Genomic DNA, 19,486 nt, shown 5'->3' on the forward strand with positions numbered 1-19,486 from the left:
AAAAAGGGCCCTCATTAGACGATTGTCGACAATGTTTAAATATCCTTTGACCGTTAGCGCTTAAATGGCTAGTTTTGGCGCTATTGATTTTCAAGGTGTCGACAATATGCTGCAAGCACTCGAAGCTGCCGTGATCCCCCAGGACGATTCGGAAACCTTGTCCGAGAACGTCTTCCGGCGTATTCAGGCCGCTATTGTCAAAGGCGATATTGCCCCGGGCAGCAAGATTTCCGAGCCTGAGCTGGCACGTACTTACGGCATCAGCCGTGGCCCCTTGCGCGAAGCGATTCACCGTCTTGAAGGCCAGCGCCTGCTGGTACGTGTGCCCCATGTGGGGGCGCGCGTGGTCTCGTTGAGTCATGCCGAACTGATCGAGCTGTATGAAATCCGCGAATCCCTCGAAGGCATGGCCTGTCGGTTGGCTGCCGAGCGCATGAGCGATGAAGACATCGCCGAGCTGCGCCGCGTACTGGAAACCCATGAGCGTGATGAGGCGTTTCAGGCGGGTGTCGGGTACTACCAGCAAGAGGGTGACTTTGATTTTCATTACAAAATCATTCAAGGCAGCGGCAACCGCACGCTGACCCAGATGCTTTGCGGGGAGCTGTACCAACTGGTGCGCATGTACCGCATCCAGTTTTCCGCGACCCCCAACCGCCCGCATCAGGCGTTCGCCGAGCACCACCGGATTCTCGATGCCATTGCCGATCGCGACGGCGAATTGGCCGAGTTGTTGATGCGCCGACATATCGGTGCGTCGAAACGCAATATTGCGCGTCACTACCAAGACAGCGCCCAGCAGACAGCCACTCCACGAGGTGAGTCATGAGCAATAAAAACAGTCCAGGCCAGCGTTTCCGTGATGCAGTCGCCAGTGAGCACCCTTTGCAAGTCGTGGGGGCGATCAACGCCAACCACGCATTGCTGGCCAAGCGTGCCGGCTTCAAGGCGATCTATCTGTCGGGCGGAGGTGTCGCTGCGGGCTCCCTGGGCGTTCCTGATCTGGGTATTACCGGCCTGGACGACGTACTGACTGACGTGCGCCGCATCACTGACGTGTGCGATCTGCCGCTGTTGGTGGACGTGGACACCGGTTTTGGTTCGTCGGCGTTTAACGTAGCCCGCACTGTGAAATCGATGATCAAGTTCGGCGCTGCGGCGATTCACATCGAAGACCAGGTTGGAGCCAAGCGCTGTGGTCATCGCCCGAACAAGGAAATCGTTTCGCTGCAGGAGATGGTTGACCGCATCAAGGCGGCAGTCGATGCCCGTACCGATGACAGCTTTGTGATCATGGCGCGTACCGATGCACTGGCGGTAGAAGGCCTTGAGTCTGCCCTTGAACGTGCCGCGGCGTGTGTCGAGGCGGGCGCCGACATGGTGTTCCCTGAAGCCATCACCGAGCTGGACATGTACAAGCTGTTCGCCAATCGGGTGAAAGCGCCGATTCTGGCCAATATCACCGAGTTCGGCGCGACGCCGCTGTACACCACCGAGCAACTGGCCGGTGCTGACGTGTCGCTGGTGCTCTACCCGCTGTCGGCATTCCGTGCGATGAACAAGGCGGCAGAAAACGTCTACACCGCCATTCGTCGTGACGGCACCCAGCAAAACGTGATCGACACCATGCAAACCCGTATGGAGCTGTATGACGCCATCAACTATCACGACTTTGAACAGAAGCTGGATGCATTGTTTGCTGCCAAGAAATAAACCCTATCCATTCAATTGCCGGAGCGAGCCTGCTCGCGAAAATCGTCAACGATAACGCGGGAGTCCTGGATACACGCGGTGACTTTGCGTACTTCACGAGCAAGCTGGCTCTTACAGTCATAAATACAAAAATTGGAGAAGAACCATGGCCGAAGCAAAAGTATTGAGTGGTGCCGGATTACGTGGCCAGGTGGCCGGTCAAACGGCTCTATCGACCGTCGGCATGGAAGGTGCCGGTCTGACTTATCGTGGTTATGACGTCCGTGAGCTGGCTGCCGAAGCCCGTTTTGAAGAAGTGGCGTATCTGTTGCTTTACGGCGAACTGCCGACCAAAACCGAGCTGGCTGCCTATATGGGCAAGCTGCAAAAGCTGCGGGACCTGCCGCAAGCATTGAAAGAGGTGCTGGAGCGCATTCCGGCCGACGCCCACCCGATGGACGTGATGCGTACCGGATGCTCGTTCCTGGGTAATCTGGAACCGGAGCTCGACTTCGACCGTCAACGCGATGTCACAGACCGTTTGCTGGCTGCCTTCCCGGCGATCATGTGCTACTGGTATCGCTTCAGCCACGATGGCAAGCGCATTGACTGCGTGACCGATGAAGAGTCAATTGGTGGTCACTTCCTGCACTTGCTGCATGACAAGACCCCGAGCGAGCTGCACGTCAAAGTGATGAACGTGTCGCTGATCCTGTATGCCGAGCACGAATTCAACGCTTCGACATTCACAGCGCGGGTCTGCGCATCGACATTGTCCGACCTGTATTCATGCATTACCGCGGCCATTGGTTCGCTGCGCGGCCCGCTGCATGGCGGTGCCAACGAAGCGGCGATGGAAATGATCGAACGTTTCGGCTCTGCACAGGAAGCGGTCGAAGGCACCCTCGGGATGCTGGCGCGCAAAGACAAGATCATGGGCTTTGGCCACGCGATCTATAAAGACAGCGATCCGCGCAACGAGGTGATCAAGGGCTGGTCGAAAAAACTGGCGGATGAAGTGGGCGACACGGTGCTGTTCCCGGTGTCCGAAGCCATCGACAAAACCATGTGGGAGCAAAAGAAGCTGTTCCCCAATGCCGACTTCTACCATGCCTCGGCGTACCACTTCATGGGTATCCCGACCAAGCTGTTCACGCCGATCTTTGTCTGCTCGCGCCTGACCGGCTGGGCCGCGCATGTCTACGAGCAGCGGGCCAATAACCGCATCATCCGCCCAAGTGCCGAGTACATCGGCGTCGAACAGCGCAAGTTCGTGCCAATCGAACGTCGCTGACAAGCAGGGGCTCGGCGGCCCGTGTCCGGGCTGCCGTTGTCCCCCTGAACATCCCGTGATCGAGTCCCACGCCATGAATACTGAATTTCGTAAAACCCTACCGGGCACCCGGCTGGATTATTTCGACACCCGTGCGGCTGTCGATGCGATCAAGCCCGGTGCTTACGACACGCTGCCGTATACCTCTCGTGTGCTGGCCGAGAACCTGGTGCGTCGTTGCGATCCGGCGACCCTGAATGCTTCGCTGAGCCAACTGATTGAACGCAAGCGTGACCTGGACTTCCCATGGTTCCCGGCGCGTGTGGTGTGCCACGACATTCTGGGTCAGACCGCGCTGGTCGACCTCGCCGGTCTGCGTGATGCCATTGCCCTGCAAGGCGGTGATCCGGCTCAGGTGAACCCGGTGGTGCCGACCCAATTGATCGTTGACCACTCGCTGGCCGTGGAATGTGGCGGTAATGACCCCGAGGCGTTTGAAAAGAACCGCGCCATCGAAGACCGACGCAACGAAGACCGTTTTCACTTTATTGAGTGGACCAAAAAGGCCTTCAAGAACGTCGATGTGATCCCGCCGGGCAACGGCATCATGCACCAGATCAACCTGGAGAAAATGTCTCCGGTGATCCAGGTGCGTGACGGTGTTGCCTTCCCTGACACCTGCGTCGGTACAGACAGCCATACCCCGCACGTCGATTCGCTGGGAGTGATCGCCATTGGTGTTGGCGGCCTCGAAGCGGAAAGCGTCATGCTCGGCCGGGCCTCCTGGATGCGCCTGCCGGAAATCGTTGGCGTCGAGCTGACCGGCAAGTTGCAGCCGGGCATCACCGCCACCGACATGGTGCTGGCGTTGACCGAATTCCTGCGCAAGCAAAAGGTCGTGGGTGCCTGGCTCGAATTCTTCGGTGAAGGCGCTGGTGCGCTGACCCTGGGCGACCGTGCCACCATCTCCAACATGGCCCCGGAATACGGCGCCACCGCGGCAATGTTCTACATCGACCAGCAAACCATCGACTACCTCAAATTGACCGGCCGTGAAGACCAGCAAGTACAGCTGGTGGAAAACTACGCCAAGGTCACGGGGTTGTGGGGTGATAGCCTCAAAGGCGCGCAATACGAGCGCAGCCTGAGCTTTGACCTGTCATCCGTCGTGCGCAACATGGCGGGCCCGAGTAACCCGCACGCCCGGGTTGCCACCAGCGATCTGGCGAGCAAAGGTATTGCCGGTCAATGGGACGATGTCCCGGGGCAGATGCCCGATGGGGCGGTGATCATTGCCGCCATCACCAGTTGCACCAACACCAGCAACCCGCGCAACGTGATTGCCGCAGGCCTGCTGGCGCGCAATGCCAACAAGCTGGGGCTTAGCCGTAAACCGTGGGTCAAGTCGTCCTTGGCGCCAGGTTCGAAAACCGTGGCCCTGTACCTCGATGAAGCCGGACTGACCGATGAACTTGAGCAGTTGGGTTTTGGCGTAGTGGCGTTTGCCTGCACCACCTGCAACGGCATGTCGGGCGCACTGGATCCGGTCATTCAGCAGGAAATCATCGACCGCGACCTCTACGCCACCGCCGTATTGTCGGGCAACCGCAACTTTGACGGGCGAATTCACCCTTACGCCAAACAGGCCTTCCTGGCGTCCCCGCCGCTGGTGGTCGCCTACGCCATTGCCGGGACCATCCGTTTCGATATCGAAAAGGACGTGCTGGGCCTGGATGCCCAAGGCAAGGAAATCCGCCTGAAAGATATCTGGCCGAGCGACGAAGAAATTGACGCGGTGGTCAAAGCCTCGGTCAAGCCGGAGCAGTTCCGCCAGGTTTACATTCCCATGTTCGCCATTCACGAAGACACCGGCCCGAAAGTCGAGCCGCTGTACGACTGGCGCCCGCAGAGCACGTACATCCGCCGTCCGCCGTATTGGGAAGGTGCGTTGGCGGGGGCTCGTCCGCTCAAGGGCATGCGCCCGCTGGCGGTACTGCCGGACAACATCACCACCGATCACCTGTCGCCATCCAACGCGATCATGCTCGACAGCGCTGCCGGTGAATACCTGGCGAAAATGGGCCTGCCGGAAGTCGATTTCAACTCCTACGCCACTCACCGTGGCGACCATTTGACTGCTCAGCGCGCCACGTTCGCCAACCCCAAGCTGTTCAACGAGATGGTGATCGAGGATGGCAAGGTCAAGCAGGGTTCGTTGACCCGCCTGGAGCCTGAAGGTCAAGTGATGCGCATGTGGGAAGCCATTGAAACCTACATGGATCGCAAGCAGCCGCTGATCATCATTGCCGGTGCCGACTACGGTCAGGGCTCGTCTCGTGACTGGGCCGCCAAGGGCGTGCGTCTGGCCGGGGTCGAGGCTATCGCCGCCGAAGGCTTTGAGCGGATCCACCGCACCAACCTGGTGGGCATGGGTGTACTGCCATTGGAGTTCATGCCGGGTACTGACCGTAAAACTTTGCAGATCGATGGTAGCGAAACCTACGACGTGATCGGTGAGCGCACACCGCGTGCCACGCTGACGCTGGTGATTACCCGCAAAAACGGGGAGCGCCTTGAGGTGCCGGTCACCTGCCGTCTGGACACCGCTGAAGAAGTCTCGATCTACGAAGCGGGTGGCGTGTTGCAGCGCTTTGCCCAGGACTTCCTGGAATCGGCTACCGCTTGATCACAGCGCCGGGGCCTGGTGCCCCGGCCACAACAGGACTGTGTTTTATGGCCTATGCAGCTCAAATAAAAATCCCTGCCACGTATATGCGGGGCGGCACCAGTAAAGGTGTTTTTTTCAGCCTGCTCGACCTGCCGGCGGTCGCACAGGTGCCGGGTGCAGCCCGCGATGCCTTGTTGTTGCGGGTCATCGGCAGCCCGGATCCCTACGAGAAACAAATCGACGGCATGGGTGCGGCGACGTCCAGCACCAGCAAGACGGTGATCGTGAGCAAGAGCGAGCGTGCCGGGCATGATGTGGACTACCTGTTCGGTCAAGTCGCCATCGACAAGCCATTCGTGGACTGGAGCGGTAACTGCGGCAACCTGTCGGCAGCGGTGGGGTCGTTCGCCCTCAGCAGCGGCCTGGTGGATGCTGCGCGTATTCCGCACAACGGCATCGCCACCGTGCGGATCTGGCAAGCCAATATTGGCAAGACGATCATTGCCCACGTGCCGATTACCGAGGGTTCAGTACAGGAAACCGGTGACTTTGAACTGGATGGCGTGACCTTTCCGGCAGCCGAAGTGCAGCTGGAGTTCCTCAGCCCGGCAGCGGACGAAGAGGGCGCTGGCGGGTCGATGTTTCCGACGGGCAACCTGGTGGATGACCTCGATGTGCCGGGTGTCGGCACGCTCAAGGTGACCATGATCAATGCCGGGATTCCGACGATTTTTGTTAACGCGCGGGATATCGGTTACACCGGTACAGAGTTGCAGAACGACATCAACAGTGACCCTAAAGCGCTGGCGATGTTCGAAACCATCCGTGCCCACGGCGCGCAGCGCATGGGGCTGATCGAAAAACTCGAAGACGCCGCCAAGCGTCAGCACACCCCTAAAGTGGCATTCGTCGCCGGCCCGGCGGATTACCTGTCGTCCAGCGGCAAGCCGGTCAGTGCGCAAGGTGTGGACCTGCTGGTGCGCGCATTGTCGATGGGTAAGTTGCACCATGCAATGATGGGCACTGCGGCTGTGGCCATCGGTACGGCGGCGGCGATCCCGGGCACATTGGTAAACCTGGCTGCCGGCGGAGAGCAACGCAGTGCCGTACGCTTCGGTCATCCATCGGGCACTTTGCGCGTGGGCGCCGAAGCGCGGCAGGTCGAGGGTGAGTGGACCGTCACCAAGGCCATCATGAGCCGCAGTGCGCGCGTGCTGATGGAAGGCTGGGTGCGTGTGCCGGGGGATTGCTTCTGATTGCCTGAACCCTTTGCCCTCACTCCAGTCCTCTTCCTTGCGGGAAGGGGCCGGGTGAGGGCAGTTAATGTTGATTCGGTTCCATCAAGCAGGCACACCAGACCTGCATTAAAACGATAAGCCTGAGGATGAACGACCACTCTCAATAATTCCTGCTGGAGACTGCCCCATGAGCGCCAACGTTGATCTCAACAACCGTCCCGATTACGACCAGGTTTTGCAGGACATTGCCGACTATGTCCTGACCTACACCATCACCTCGCCCGAAGCCCTGAATACTGCACGTCATTGCCTGGCCGATACACTGGGCTGCGGCCTGCTGGCGCTGGGCTTTGCAGAGTGCGCCAAGCATCTGGGGCCGATAGTCGAGGGCACAGAGGTGCCCTTTGGTGCGCGGGTGCCGGGCACAGGTTTCAGGCTCGATCCGGTAAAGGCTGCGTGGGACATCGGCTGCATTGTGCGCTGGCTGGATTACAACGACACCTGGCTGGCAGCCGAATGGGGGCATCCTTCGGACAATCTGGGGGGGATTCTGGCGGTAGCCGATCATCTGTCACAAAAACGGGTGGCCAAGGGTGAAGCACCATTGACAGTGCGTACCGTGCTGGATGCCATGATCATGGCGCATGAGATTCAGGGCGTGATTGCGCTGCAAAACGCGTTCAATCGCGTCGGGCTTGATCATGTGTTGCTGGTCAAAGTCGCGTCGACGGCGGTTTGCGCCAAGCTGATGGGGGCCAGTCGTGAGCAGCTACTGTCCGCGTTGTCCCATGCCTTTGTCGATGGGCAGGCGCTGCGCACCTATCGCCATGCGCCGAACGCGGGGTCACGCAAATCTTGGGCGGCTGGCGATGCATCGAGTCGCGGTGTACGCCTGGCGGATATCGCACTGCGGGGCGAAATGGGTATCCCGGGCGTGCTGACCGCGCCGCAATGGGGGTTCTACGATGTTTCGTTCAGCCACACGAGCAAGGACCTTGCGCTCAAGCCCGCGGACCAGCGTCAGTTCAAGCTGTCACAGCCCTATGGCACTTACGTTATGGAAAACGTGCTGTTCAAAATCAGCTTTCCGGCCGAGTTCCATGCCCAAACCGCGTGTGAAGCCGCAGTGACCCTGCACCCCCAGGTCAAGGATCGATTGCACGACGTTGAGAAAATCGTGATAACAACCCACGAATCGGCGATTCGGATCATTTCCAAACAGGGCAAATTGGCCAATGCGGCGGATCGCGATCACTGCATTCAATACATGACCGCCGTACCGCTGGCTTTTGGCAATCTGGTCGCTGAGCAGTACGAAGACGACTTCCATGAGCAACATCCGATCATTGATGAACTGCGGGAAAAAATGCTGATCGTTGAAGATCCGCGTTACACCCGCGAATATCTGGAGGCCGACAAACGCTCGATCGCCAATGCGATTCAGGTGTTTTTCAAGGATGGTTCGAGCACCGGGAAAGTCGAGGTGGAGTACCCGATTGGCCATCGTCGGCGCCGTGCAGAGGGAATCCCGTTGCTGGGTGAGAAGTTCAAGGCCAACCTGGCAACGCGCTTTGAGGCGCGGCGCTGCAGCGAAATTTTTGAGCTGTATCAGGATCAGGCAAAACTGGAAGCGACACCGGTTAACCGGTTTGTGGATTTGTTCGTGATTGAGCCGTAGCCAGCGGCTACGGCCTGGTTACGTGAGGGTTATTTGAATCGCCGCTCTACGCCTTTTTCGACCAGGATCTTGGCCGATATTTCCTCTACCGAAAAATGCGTAGAGTTGATGTTCGGGATGTTTTCGCGCTGGAACAGGTGCTCGACCTCACGCACTTCGAACTCGCACTGGGCATAACTGGAGTAGCGGCTGTTGGGTTTTCGCTCATTGCGAATGGCGGTCAGGCGATCCGGGTCGATCGTCAGGCCGAACAGCTTGTGCCGGTGTTCGCGCAATGCTGCAGGCAACTTGAGGCTTTCCATGTCGTCATCGGTCAGCGGGTAGTTGGCTGCGCGGATACCGAATTGCATGGCCATATAAAGGCAGGTCGGGGTTTTGCCACAGCGCGATACACCGACCAGAATCAGGTCTGCCTTGTCGTATTTGTGGGTGCGGGCGCCATCGTCGTTGTCGAGGGCGAAGTTCACGGCTTCGATACGCTCCATATAGTTGGAGTTATGGCCGATCGAATGGGATTTGCCGACCGAGTACGAAGAGTGTTCGCCTATCTCCTGCTCCAGCGGTGCGAGGAAGCTTGAGAAGATGTCAATCATGAAACCATTGGACGTTGCGAGGATCTCGCGGATGTCCTGATTGACGATGGTGTCGAAGATAATTGGCCGGAAACCGTCTTTATCGGCGGCGTTATTGATTTGTTGTACCATTGCCCGGGCTTTTTCAGCGCTGTCTATATAAGGGCGTGTGAATTTGCTGAAGGACACATTTTCGAATTGTGCCAACAGACTTTGGCCAAGGGTTTCGGCGGTGATGCCGGTGCCATCGGAGATAAAGAAAGCAGATCGTTTCATTTGCGCCTTGGGCCTTAAGCTGGTGACAAATCTTGGATATGATAGGCGCGATTTTGTCGCCCTGAATGGCAGGCAGTGTCACTTATTTTCCAGGTCCAGGCCACAATCGCTGCGATGCCCACCTGATGAGCGTCCAGTGCCCTGAGCTTTTCCAACACAGTTAGTGGAGAGATCACCTTGGTAGAGTACGTAGTTTCCCTCGATAAGCTCGGCGTCCATGATGTAGAGCATGTGGGGGGCAAGAACGCATCCCTCGGCGAGATGATCAGTAATCTTGCAGGCGCTGGTGTTTCGGTTCCCGGTGGCTTTGCCACGACGTCTCAGGCTTACCGCGATTTTCTTGAACTCAGCGGGCTGAACGATCAGATTCACGCGGCGCTCGATGCGCTGGACGTCGATGATGTGAATGCGCTGGCCAAGACCGGTGCCCAGATCCGCCAATGGATCATGGAAGCCGAGTTTCCGGAAAAGCTCAATGCTGAAATTCGCACCGCATTCGCCACATTGTCCGAGGGCAACCCGGAAATGGCCGTGGCCGTGCGCTCTTCGGCCACCGCTGAAGACTTGCCGGACGCCTCTTTTGCCGGCCAGCAAGAAACCTTCCTGAACATCCGTGGTGTAGAAAACGTCATTCGTGCGGCCAAGGAGGTTTTTGCCTCCCTGTTCAACGATCGTGCGATTTCCTACCGTGTGCACCAGGGCTTCGACCACAAGCTGGTCGCCCTGTCTGCTGGCGTGCAGCGCATGGTGCGCTCCGAAACCGGCACCGCAGGTGTGATGTTCACCCTGGACACTGAATCCGGCTTCCGTGACGTGGTGTTTATCACCGGCGCCTACGGCCTGGGCGAAACCGTCGTACAAGGCGCGGTCAACCCGGACGAGTTCTACGTTCACAAACAAACCCTGGCAGCCGGTCGTCCTGCCATCCTGCGCCGCAACCTGGGCAGCAAGGCAATCAAGATGATCTACGGCGACGAAGCCAAGGCCGGTAAATCGGTCAAGGTGATCGACGTTGATCAAGCGGATCGTGCCCGTTTCTGCCTGACCGACGCCGAGGTCAGCGAGCTGGCCAAACAGGCAATGATCATCGAGAAGCACTACAAGTGCCCGATGGACATTGAGTGGGCCAAAGACGGTGATGACGGCAAGCTGTACATCGTTCAGGCCCGTCCTGAAACCGTGAAAAGCCGCTCGGCGGGCAATGTCATGGAGCGCTACCTGCTGAAAGAAACCGGCACCGTGCTGGTAGAAGGTCGCGCCATTGGTCAGCGCATCGGCGCAGGCAAGGTTCGCATCATCAAGGACGTGTCCGAGATGGACAAGGTCCAGCCGGGCGACGTGCTGGTGTCGGACATGACCGACCCCGACTGGGAGCCGGTAATGAAGCGCGCAAGCGCCATCGTGACCAACCGCGGCGGGCGTACCTGTCACGCGGCGATCATCGCTCGTGAGCTCGGGATCCCGGCGGTCGTTGGTTGTGGCAATGCCACCCAGCTGCTGAAAGACGGCCAGGGCGTGACGGTTTCCTGTGCTGAAGGCGATACCGGCTTTATCTTCGAAGGCGAACTGGGCTTCGACATCAAGAAGAACTCGGTAGATGCGATGCCGGAACTGCCGTTCAAGATCATGATGAACGTCGGCAACCCCGACCGCGCTTTTGACTTTGCGCAATTGCCGAACGCTGGCGTGGGCCTCGCCCGCCTGGAGTTCATCATCAACCGTATGATCGGTGTGCACCCCAAGGCCCTGTTGAACTACGACGGCCTGCCACAGGAAATCAAGGACAGCGTCGACAAGCGCATCGCTGGCTATGACGATCCAGTAGGCTTCTATGTTGAAAAACTGGTTGAGGGCATCAGCACCCTGGCTGGCGCGTTTACGCCGAAGAAAGTGATCGTGCGCCTGTCGGACTTCAAGTCCAACGAATACGCGAACCTGATCGGCGGCAAGCTCTACGAGCCTGAAGAGGAAAACCCGATGCTGGGCTTCCGTGGAGCTTCGCGTTACATCAGCGAAAACTTCCGCGATTGCTTCGAACTCGAATGCCGTGCACTCAAGCGTGTGCGCAACGACATGGGGTTCACCAACGTAGAGATCATGGTGCCGTTCGTACGTACCTTGGGCGAAGCGAGCCAGGTGATTGACCTGCTGGCTGAAAATGGCCTCAAGCGTGGCGAAAACGGCCTGCGCATCATCATGATGTGCGAATTGCCGTCCAACGCGATTCTGGCGGAAGAGTTCCTTGAGTACTTCGACGGCTTCTCCATCGGTTCCAACGACCTGACTCAACTGACGTTGGGCCTGGACCGTGACTCCGGTGTGATCGCGCACCTGTTTGACGAGCGTAACCCGGCGGTCAAGAAGCTGCTGTCCAACGCCATTCAGGCGTGCAACAAGGCCGGTAAATACATCGGTATTTGTGGTCAGGGCCCGTCCGATCACCCTGACCTGGCGCTGTGGCTGATGGAGCAGGGCATTGAAAGTGTGTCCTTGAACCCGGACTCCGTGCTGGAAACCTGGTTCTTCCTGGCTGAAGGTCAAGCTCAGGCTTGAGTCGTTGAGAGAAGAGGGGAGCTGCCAGGCGGCGGCTCTTCTCTTTATACGCAGTGGTAGGGCGAGTTCCGTCAAGGGTTCGCCCTTTTTTGTGCAAGAGCATTATGCAAAGCAGCAGTCAGCTTTTTCCCGTTGCCCTGATCAGCGCTGAGCGTCGGGGTGATCTGAGCGAAGACGTTTATCGCTTGAAACCCGCCAATAGCCCGGACATTTCCGTGGAATTGGTGGTGACCCGGCTGGGCATGGCAAGTGCCAGCCAGGTCAGGGGTGTGCCTGTGATTTTATTGCATGGCAGTTTTTCTAATCGACGCTTCTGGTATTCACCCAAAGGTGTCGGGCTGGGTGCCTTTTTGGCCCGCGCCGGTTTTGATGTCTGGTTGCCCGAGATGCGCGGGCATGGTCTTTCCTCGCGTAACCAGCGCTGGACCAGCAACTGTGTGGCGGACTATGCCCGTTATGATTTGCCGGCTATCGCTGCGTTTGTGCGGGAGCAGAGCGGGCAGGTCCCGCACTGGATGGGGCACTCCCAAGGCGGTATCAGCCTGGCGGCGGCGCTGGGCGGGCAGTATCTGGGGGCAGGGGATGTAGCGTCGGTGGCATTTTTTGGATGTCAGGTCGGTCGTCGTTACTGGCCACTTAAGATTCCGCCCATACAGTGGGCGGCTTATCTGTTATTGAAGCGCTTTCCTCGGCTGTCAGGTTCTCGGCTCAAGCGCGGTCCGGAAGACGAACCCGTCGGTATTGCCCTCGAAGCCTTGCGCTGGAATGGCTTCATGGGGCGCTTCAAAGATACCGAACGCGATTGGTGGGCCGGGCTCGCTGAGGTACAGGTTCCTCTCTTGGCTGTCGCTGCGGCAGGTGATCGGGTGACACCGGAGTGGGCGTGCCGCAAGCTTTATGACCAGATGGGTTCGCAGCAACGCACTTTTATGAGCTTAGGGCGCGAGCATGGCTTTAGCGTTGATTTTGACCATGTGCAAATGCTCGTCAGCCAGGCAGCTCAGCAGGAAGTATGGCCAAAGGTCTGTGCGTGGCTGGTTGATCACCGCTAGCCGAACATGCAGGCGGGAAGTATTACGGATGTGGAGACGGGGTATCGGGCCACTGGGGCAACGGCTACTATGTGACGATTCTGTCTGTTGCGGTCACTTTTTGTGAGTCCTGTCACGATGGACGCGGCAAGTTTAAAACCTGCCCCGGCCAGAGCGTCTATAACATAGTGTTGAGCCTTTCATTCCTGCAGTTGCCACCTATTACTGGAGTTATTCATGAAACACTACATCACTCCCGATCTGTGCGATGCCTATCCTGAGCGGGTGCAAGTTGTTGAGCCCATGTTCAGCAATTTTGGCGGGCGCGATTCCTTTGGTGGCGAGATCGTGACCATCAAGTGTTTTGAAGACAACTCGTGGGTCAAGCAGCAGGTTGAGCTCAAAGGTGACGGCAAGGTATTGGTGGTTGATGGCGGGGGGTCCCTGCGCTGTGCGTTGCTGGGTGACATGCTGGCCGAGAAAGCGGCAAAAAATGGCTGGGAAGGCCTGGTGGTTTACGGCTGTATCCGCGATGTGGATGTCATTGCACAAATCGATCTCGGTGTGCAGGCCCTGGCCAGCCACCCAATGAAAAGCACACGACGAGGTGTGGGTGAGCTGAACGTGGCGGTTACTTTTGCGGGTGTCACTTTCCGTCCTGGCGAATTTATCTATGCCGACAATAATGGCGTGATTATTTCGCCATCTGCGTTGAATCCGCCGCAATAACCGCCTAAACGCTAAGGAACACGGATGTACGAGGAAGAAAACGCTCAGTGGGGGCTGGTACACGCATTGGTGCTGGACGGTGAGGGCGGTGCGCGGTCAATCGCGCGTGCCGAACTGGACGATCTGCACCTGCAGCCCCACGAAAGCCTCTGGATGCATCTGGATCGAAGCCACCCGCAAACCCAGGGCTGGTTACGTCACTCGAGTGGTTTGAGCGATTTCAGCTGTGATTTGCTGCTTGAAGAAAATACCCGCCCACGTTTGTTGCCTTTGCCCAACAATGAATTGCTGCTGTTTTTGCGCGGGGTCAATCTCAATCCCGGCGCAGAGCCTGAGGACATGGTCTCACTGCGTATATTCGGCAGTGCGCAACGCATTATTTCTTTGCGCCTGCGCCCGCTACGCGCCACCGATGAACTGCTGGGCGAGTTTGATCTGGGCGAAGGCCCTAAAAATCCGGCAGAACTTATCCTCTACCTGGCCCAGCACCTGACGCTAAAGGTTCAGGATTTGATCGGCGAGCTGTCAGAAATTGTCGATAACGAAGAAGATAAAATAGATGCCGACGAACGGTACACTCCTGAGCACGGCTCCATCCTGCAGATCCGTCGTCGAGCAGCTGCCCTGCGTCGTTTTCTGGCCCCTCAGCGTGATATTTTCGGGCAACTGACGCGCATCCGATTACCCTGGTTCAGCACAGACGATGCCGATTACTGGAACGAGCTGAACAACAGCCTGACCCGCTACCTGGAAGAACTTGAGTTGACCCGCGAGCGCGTGGGGCTTGTCCTTGAGGCTGAAGACAGGCGCCTGAACGTACGCATGAGCCGCATCATGTATCGCTTCGGGGTACTCACCGGAATCTTCCTGCCCATCACGTTTATTACCGGTTTGCTGGGTATCAATGTGGGTGGCGTGCCATTCGCCGATGATTCGTACGGCTTTGCGGTGACCTGCGGTTTGATGTTGGTCATCGGTGTAGGGCAGTGGTGGTTTTATCGTAGGCTTCAGTGGCTTTGAATTGGGGAAATGTGACCCGGCTAGTGATGTTCGCGTCTTTAACAGACATACCGAGAGGTGCTTATGCACGATCCGTTTGAACAGTCGTTACGTGAAATGCTCAAGGCGCCGCCGTCCAATCGTGACGACGACGCCTGCCTGGGCAGAGTACTGAAAACCGCGAACCGTCAGGTCGGCGCGGGTGATCTTTTCAGTCTTCTGGGGCGCTGGATGCAAGCACTGATGATTGCTTTGAACAGCGGTTCAGCTCATATTGCGCCCGTTTCGCGACGCAAACCTGTTGCTCGCCCTGCTGATAAGGCTGATTGAACATGGAACTTGATCTCTGGACCCAGAGCCTGGTCACGGCAATGACTGCCTTGTGGACTAAAATTGCCAACTTCATCCCCAACCTCTTCGGTGCGTTGGTGGTGGTCCTGCTGGGTTTCGTGGTTGCAAAACTGCTTGATACCCTGCTGTCCAAGTTGCTTGCCAAGCTGGGCCTTGATCGCCTGATGGCCGGCACTGGCCTCACCAAGATTCTGGGGCGCGCAGGGATCCAGGTACCGATCTCTACCCTGATCGGTAAAATTGTCTATTGGTTCATCCTCCTGATTTTCCTGGTCTCGGCGGCTCAGTCGCTTGGCCTGGAACGTGTTTCGGCTACTCTGGATATTTTCACCCTTTACTTGCCAAAGGTCTTTGGCGCGATTCTGGTGCTGTTGGCGGGTGTGCTGGTTGCACAATTGCTGAATGGCCTGGTTCGTGGGGCCTGCGAGAGTGTCGGGTTTGATTACGCAAGTGGCCTGGGACGTGTCGCTCAGGGCCTGGTAATCATCATCAGTATTTCAGTGGCGATCAGCCAGCTGGAGGTCAAAACCGACCTGCTGAACCATGTGATCGTGATTGTTTTGATAACCGTTGGTCTGGCCGTTGCCTTGGCAATGGGGCTAGGAAGTCGGGAAATTGCGGGTCAGATCCTTGCCGGGATCTATGTGCGTGAGCTATATCAAGTTGGGCAAGAAGTGCGTGTGGGCGAGGTCGAAGGGCAGATCGAAGAAATTGGTACGGTTAAAACGACGTTGCTGACCGATGAGGGTGAGCTAGTCTCCATCTCAAATCGGATCTTGCTGGAGCAGCACGTGACCAGCCGCTGATGCGGCAAACCCTGCTAATGTATGCCGCCGCAAAAAAGTCTGTTCCCTGGGCTGTGGCGGATATTGACCTGACTGTCGGCACGACTCGTTTTGAATAAAGCCCAACCGCTATCCATGCGCTACGACCCCCGCGAGCTCTCTGATGAGGAGTTAGTGGCGCGCGCGCATGATGAGTTGTTTCACGTCACACGTGCTTATGAAGAGTTGATGCGGCGTTATCAACGAACTTTGTTCAGCGTTTGTTCAAGGTATTTAGGGAACGATCGTGATGCTGATGATGTCTGTCAGGAGGTGATGCTCAAAGTTTTGTACGGTCTGAAAAATTTCGAGGGCAAATCGAAATTCAAGACATGGCTATATAGCATCACCTATAACGAATGCATTACACAGTATCGAAAGGAACGGCGAAAGCGTCGCTTGATGGACGCATTGAGTATTGACCCCCTTGAGGAAGCGTCTGAGGAAAAGGCGCCGAAACCTGAGGAAAAGGGCGGACTTGATCGCTGGCTGGTGCATGTGAATCCGATTGATCGGGAAATTTTAGTGCTGCGTTTTGTCGCAGAACTGGAATTTCAGGAAATCGCAGACATAATGCATATGGGTTTGAGTGCAACAAAAATGAGATACAAGCGTGCACTTGACAAATTGCGTGAGAAATTTGCGGGTATTGCTGAAACTTAGTTCAGCGCAAATCGCTCTACGTGTAGGCAAGGTCTGATAGACTTGCCGCCGAGTTGTCCCCCGGTATGTGGGACTGCTTTACAATCACCAGATGGGGATTTAACGGATGAAACTGAAAAACACCTTGGGCATTGCCATTGGTTCCTTTGTAGCCGCAACTTCGTTCGGTGCCCTGGCACAAGGCCAAGGCGCGGTCGAGGGTGAACTGTTCTACAAAAAACAGTACAACGACAGCGTCAAGTCCGTAGAAGACGGTTACAACCCAGGCGCATCGATCGGTTACTTCCTGACCGACGACGTTTCGTTGAACCTGACCTACGACGCAACTCACCACACCCGTTCCTCCAAGGGTGACCACCAGAAAATCAAAGGCGACAACTTTGGTCTGAATGCTCAGTACCACTTCGGCACCGTTGGTGACGCTCTGCGTCCATACGTTTCCGGCGGTGTTGCTCACAAGAGCATGACCGGCGTTGAGGCCAATGGTCACAACGGTCGCGATCAGTCGACTTTCCTGACTGCAGGCGCTGGTGTTAAGTGGTACATCACTAACAACCTGTTCGCTCGTGCAGGCGTTGAAGCTGACTACAAACTGGACAACGGCAAGTGGGACTACGCTCCTACCGTTGGTCTGGGTGTGAACTTCGGCGGCAACGGCGGCCAAGTAGCTCCTGCTCCAGTTGCTCCAGCACCGATTGCTGAGCCAGAGCCAGAAGCTCCGATCGCTGAAGTAGTTCGCGTTGAACTTGACGTGAAATTCGACTTCGACAAGTCGGTTGTTAAATCGCAGTACATGCCTGACATCAACAACGTTGCTGATTTCATGAAGCAGTACCCTGCGACCAACACTACTGTTGCTGGTTACACTGACAGCGTAGGTCCAGACGCCTACAACCAAAAGCTGTCGCAGCGTCGTGCTGACGCTGTTCGTGCAGCCCTGGTTAACCAAGGTGTTGAAGCTAACCGTGTAGACGCAGTCGGTCACGGCGAAGCTAACCCAGTTGCAAGCAACGCAACTGCTGATGGCCGTGCACTGAACCGTCGTGTAGAAGCGACCGTTCAAGCAGAAGCTAAGTAATATTTAGCTAGGCTGTTCAGAAAAACCCGACCTCGGTCGGGTTTTTCTTTGTCTGCGATTTGGCCTGGTGCCCCTCGCTTGCACGGGGGATGGCCGGCTATAATCGCGTCCTCTTCAAGTAACCCTTTGAGTCCATTCAGCCCATGTATAACCTGGCCCGCCAGTTGCTCTTCAAGCTCTCCCCTGAAACCTCCCATGATCTGTCCCTGGACCTGATCGGTGCGGGCGGCCGTCTGGGGCTCAATGGTTTGTTGTGCAAGACACCGGCAAAACTGCCAGTGACGGTAATGGGGCTCGACTTTCCAAACCCGGTCGGGCTGGCCGCAGGTCTGGACAAGAACGGTGCAGCCATTGATGGTTTTGCACAGTTGGGCTTCGGCTTTGTTGAGATCGGTACGGTGACCCCGCGCCCTCAGCCAGGCAATCCAAAGCCACGTATTTTTCGACTGCCAGAAGCGCAGGCCATCATCAATCGCATGGGATTTAACAACCTGGGCGTTGATCATTTGCTGACGCGGGTTCAGGCAGCCAGCTATAGCGGCATCCTGGGAATCAATATCGGCAAGAACTTCGACACCCCGGTCGAGCGAGCGGTGGATGACTACCTGATCTGCCTGGACAAGGTGTACACCCACGCCAGCTATGTGACCGTGAACGTCAGCTCGCCGAATACTCCCGGACTTCGCACTCTTCAGTTCGGCGATTCGCTCAAGCAGTTGCTCGAAGCCTTGCAGTTGCGTCAGAACGAGCTGACACAGCGCCACGGTAAGCGCGTACCGCTGGCGATCAAGATTGCCCCCGACATGACCGACGAGGAAACCGTTCTCGTGGCTCAGGCGCTGCTTGAGACCGGTATGGATGCGGTGATTGCGACCAACACCACGTTAAGTCGTGTGGGCGTTGAGGGAATGGAGCATGGTGACGAGGCCGGTGGTCTGTCCGGTGCTCCGGTACGCGATAAAAGCACCCATACAGTCAAAGTGCTGGCAGCCGAACTGGCCGGGCGCATGCCAATTATCGCAGCGGGCGGGATCACTGAAGGCAAGTACGCGGCAGAGAAGATCACTGCAGGTGCCAGTCTGGTGCAGCTCTATTCAGGCTTCATCTACAAAGGGCCGGCATTGATTCGTGAGTCGGTTGACGCCATTTCAGCATTACCGCGCGGATAACGGCGCACAAAAAAGGGCTCCTTAAAGGAGCCCCTGGGCCGAAGCCCGCCGTCCGGATGGGACGAGCATGGTTAAGTCGTTGCGTATTCAAGATGATGTCGGAGTTTACCCAGAGTTGCCCTAGCCGACGGCGCGTAGTTCGTTGAGTCTGTGGATGCCCGCAGTGCCTGTCATACCGTCCCAGTTGTCGCCGCGTCCTTCGCGCCAGCCGTTAATCCAGGCTTGGCGTACCGACGGTAGAGTAAAAGGGCAAAGCTCACGGGATTTTCCATGAACGCCATATTGGTATCCGCGTAAAAAAGCTCTTTCCAACGGATCACGCTTAAGTCTTCTCATAGGGTGTTGCCCTCACTTGTTGACTGTGTATATCGCGTCGACCTGAAAAAGGTCGGGGCAGAATGCTTCTGCCGTTGGTGCTCGCTGCCGGCGTGGCGAGCATTTTCGTTGCCGCCTGTGCGGCGACAACATGCGTCCAGTTCTAACCAATGCGTCATGGCGTGTGAATGATCGTTTTGTCATAAGGACGTAACGATATTGGTGTTAAGGCCATAAGAAAGGCTCTCACTTCAAGGTCGGATTCGACCAAAGCCTGATGGGGTGAGAGTTTGCAACGTTGATGCGTTTCATTCTCCGCTGCGAATACCCTCTGTTTTGTCCGGGGACTATTCGACGAAGGGTCTGAGAGTGACATC

The 19,486-nt window shown here is 57.1% G+C and carries 17 protein-coding genes; 15 read left to right on the plus strand and 2 right to left on the minus strand.

Going from position 1 to position 19,486, the window contains the following annotated elements:
- The first annotated feature begins 106 nt into the window (after positions 1 to 106).
- From AWM69_RS15475 to prpD, 6 genes are all read left to right on the plus strand, one after another.
- Positions 107 to 829, plus strand: a complete 723-nt coding sequence (locus AWM69_RS15475) for a GntR family transcriptional regulator (RefSeq protein ID WP_131652440.1) — start codon at positions 107 to 109, stop codon at positions 827 to 829.
- Complete coding sequence (gene prpB, locus AWM69_RS15480; RefSeq protein WP_131652441.1) at positions 826 to 1,713, plus strand: methylisocitrate lyase; 888 nt, start codon at positions 826 to 828, stop codon at positions 1,711 to 1,713. Before AWM69_RS15475 ends, prpB begins: the two co-directional genes overlap by 4 nt.
- A gap of 145 nt (positions 1,714 to 1,858) precedes the next feature.
- The gene (gene prpC, locus AWM69_RS15485; RefSeq protein ID WP_131652442.1) at positions 1,859 to 2,986 is read left to right on the plus strand and encodes a 2-methylcitrate synthase; all 1,128 of its coding nucleotides are present in this window, start codon (positions 1,859 to 1,861) and stop codon (positions 2,984 to 2,986) included.
- Positions 2,987 to 3,059: 73 nt separating this feature from the next.
- Complete coding sequence (gene acnD, locus AWM69_RS15490; RefSeq protein WP_218727422.1) at positions 3,060 to 5,651, plus strand: Fe/S-dependent 2-methylisocitrate dehydratase AcnD; 2,592 nt, start codon at positions 3,060 to 3,062, stop codon at positions 5,649 to 5,651.
- A gap of 47 nt (positions 5,652 to 5,698) precedes the next feature.
- Positions 5,699 to 6,889 (plus strand): 2-methylaconitate cis-trans isomerase PrpF, encoded by a 1,191-nt coding sequence (prpF, locus tag AWM69_RS15495; protein ID WP_131652443.1) that lies wholly within the window; start codon positions 5,699 to 5,701, stop codon positions 6,887 to 6,889.
- A gap of 169 nt (positions 6,890 to 7,058) precedes the next feature.
- Positions 7,059 to 8,549 carry a 2-methylcitrate dehydratase gene (gene prpD, locus AWM69_RS15500; protein WP_218727423.1) on the plus strand — a complete coding sequence of 497 codons (1,491 nt, stop codon included), beginning with the start codon at positions 7,059 to 7,061 and terminating at the stop codon, positions 8,547 to 8,549.
- 29 nt (positions 8,550 to 8,578) lie between these two features.
- On the opposite strand, the gene AWM69_RS15505 is transcribed toward prpD, so the two are convergent.
- Positions 8,579 to 9,397, minus strand: coding sequence for a pyruvate, water dikinase regulatory protein (locus AWM69_RS15505; protein ID WP_048377854.1), 819 nt, complete (start codon positions 9,395 to 9,397; stop codon positions 8,579 to 8,581).
- Between the two features lie 177 nt (positions 9,398 to 9,574).
- Here AWM69_RS15505 and ppsA point away from each other — a divergent pair, with 177 nt between their 5' ends.
- The 9 genes from ppsA (at position 9,575) to AWM69_RS15550 (ending at position 18,794) form a co-directional block, all read left to right on the plus strand.
- Complete coding sequence (gene ppsA / locus AWM69_RS15510; RefSeq protein WP_131652445.1) at positions 9,575 to 11,950, plus strand: phosphoenolpyruvate synthase; 2,376 nt, start codon at positions 9,575 to 9,577, stop codon at positions 11,948 to 11,950.
- Positions 11,951 to 12,054: 104 nt separating this feature from the next.
- The gene (locus AWM69_RS15515; protein WP_218727425.1) at positions 12,055 to 13,002 is read left to right on the plus strand and encodes an alpha/beta fold hydrolase; all 948 of its coding nucleotides are present in this window, start codon (positions 12,055 to 12,057) and stop codon (positions 13,000 to 13,002) included.
- Positions 13,003 to 13,218: 216 nt separating this feature from the next.
- Complete coding sequence (rraA, locus tag AWM69_RS15520) at positions 13,219 to 13,710, plus strand: ribonuclease E activity regulator RraA (protein ID WP_218727426.1); 492 nt, start codon at positions 13,219 to 13,221, stop codon at positions 13,708 to 13,710.
- A 24-nt stretch (positions 13,711 to 13,734) separates the two neighbouring features.
- The gene (locus AWM69_RS15525; protein WP_131652448.1) at positions 13,735 to 14,730 is read left to right on the plus strand and encodes a CorA family divalent cation transporter; all 996 of its coding nucleotides are present in this window, start codon (positions 13,735 to 13,737) and stop codon (positions 14,728 to 14,730) included.
- A 63-nt stretch (positions 14,731 to 14,793) separates the two neighbouring features.
- The gene (locus tag AWM69_RS15530) at positions 14,794 to 15,039 is read left to right on the plus strand and encodes a CrfX protein (protein ID WP_131652449.1); all 246 of its coding nucleotides are present in this window, start codon (positions 14,794 to 14,796) and stop codon (positions 15,037 to 15,039) included.
- 2 nt (positions 15,040 to 15,041) lie between these two features.
- A complete protein-coding gene (locus tag AWM69_RS15535) occupies positions 15,042 to 15,866 on the plus strand; it encodes a mechanosensitive ion channel domain-containing protein (RefSeq protein ID WP_048377848.1) in 825 nt (274 codons plus the stop codon).
- 90 nt (positions 15,867 to 15,956) lie between these two features.
- A complete protein-coding gene (gene sigX / locus AWM69_RS15540) occupies positions 15,957 to 16,547 on the plus strand; it encodes an RNA polymerase sigma factor SigX (RefSeq protein WP_088499998.1) in 591 nt (196 codons plus the stop codon).
- A 106-nt stretch (positions 16,548 to 16,653) separates the two neighbouring features.
- Positions 16,654 to 17,625, plus strand: a complete 972-nt coding sequence (locus tag AWM69_RS15545; protein ID WP_131652450.1) for an OmpA family protein — start codon at positions 16,654 to 16,656, stop codon at positions 17,623 to 17,625.
- A 143-nt stretch (positions 17,626 to 17,768) separates the two neighbouring features.
- Positions 17,769 to 18,794: a quinone-dependent dihydroorotate dehydrogenase gene (locus tag AWM69_RS15550; RefSeq protein ID WP_131652451.1), complete on the plus strand. Its 1,026-nt coding sequence runs from the start codon at positions 17,769 to 17,771 to the stop codon at positions 18,792 to 18,794.
- A gap of 120 nt (positions 18,795 to 18,914) precedes the next feature.
- On the opposite strand, the gene rmf is transcribed toward AWM69_RS15550, so the two are convergent.
- Positions 18,915 to 19,130: a ribosome modulation factor gene (rmf, locus tag AWM69_RS15555; RefSeq protein WP_074702867.1), complete on the minus strand. Its 216-nt coding sequence runs from the start codon at positions 19,128 to 19,130 to the stop codon at positions 18,915 to 18,917.
- Positions 19,131 to 19,486 lie beyond the last annotated feature (356 nt).

It is taken from the genome of Pseudomonas sp. D1HM, from assembly GCF_019266105.1.
Lineage (GTDB): Bacteria > Pseudomonadota > Gammaproteobacteria > Pseudomonadales > Pseudomonadaceae > Aquipseudomonas > Aquipseudomonas taetrolens.

Coding starts and splice junctions, on each gene's coding strand:
- AWM69_RS15475 (WP_131652440.1), top strand. CDS start 107: ATGCTGCAAGCACTCGAAGCTGCCGTGATCCCCCAGGACGATTCGGAA.
- prpB (WP_131652441.1), top strand. CDS start 826: ATGAGCAATAAAAACAGTCCAGGCCAGCGTTTCCGTGATGCAGTCGCC.
- prpC (WP_131652442.1), top strand. CDS start 1,859: ATGGCCGAAGCAAAAGTATTGAGTGGTGCCGGATTACGTGGCCAGGTG.
- acnD (WP_218727422.1), top strand. CDS start 3,060: ATGAATACTGAATTTCGTAAAACCCTACCGGGCACCCGGCTGGATTAT.
- prpF (WP_131652443.1), top strand. CDS start 5,699: ATGGCCTATGCAGCTCAAATAAAAATCCCTGCCACGTATATGCGGGGC.
- prpD (WP_218727423.1), top strand. CDS start 7,059: ATGAGCGCCAACGTTGATCTCAACAACCGTCCCGATTACGACCAGGTT.
- AWM69_RS15505 (WP_048377854.1), bottom strand. CDS start 9,397: ATGAAACGATCTGCTTTCTTTATCTCCGATGGCACCGGCATCACCGCC.
- AWM69_RS15515 (WP_218727425.1), top strand. CDS start 12,055: ATGCAAAGCAGCAGTCAGCTTTTTCCCGTTGCCCTGATCAGCGCTGAG.
- rraA (WP_218727426.1), top strand. CDS start 13,219: ATGAAACACTACATCACTCCCGATCTGTGCGATGCCTATCCTGAGCGG.
- AWM69_RS15525 (WP_131652448.1), top strand. CDS start 13,735: ATGTACGAGGAAGAAAACGCTCAGTGGGGGCTGGTACACGCATTGGTG.
- AWM69_RS15530 (WP_131652449.1), top strand. CDS start 14,794: ATGCACGATCCGTTTGAACAGTCGTTACGTGAAATGCTCAAGGCGCCG.
- AWM69_RS15535 (WP_048377848.1), top strand. CDS start 15,042: ATGGAACTTGATCTCTGGACCCAGAGCCTGGTCACGGCAATGACTGCC.
- AWM69_RS15545 (WP_131652450.1), top strand. CDS start 16,654: ATGAAACTGAAAAACACCTTGGGCATTGCCATTGGTTCCTTTGTAGCC.
- AWM69_RS15550 (WP_131652451.1), top strand. CDS start 17,769: ATGTATAACCTGGCCCGCCAGTTGCTCTTCAAGCTCTCCCCTGAAACC.
- rmf (WP_074702867.1), bottom strand. CDS start 19,130: ATGAGAAGACTTAAGCGTGATCCGTTGGAAAGAGCTTTTTTACGCGGA.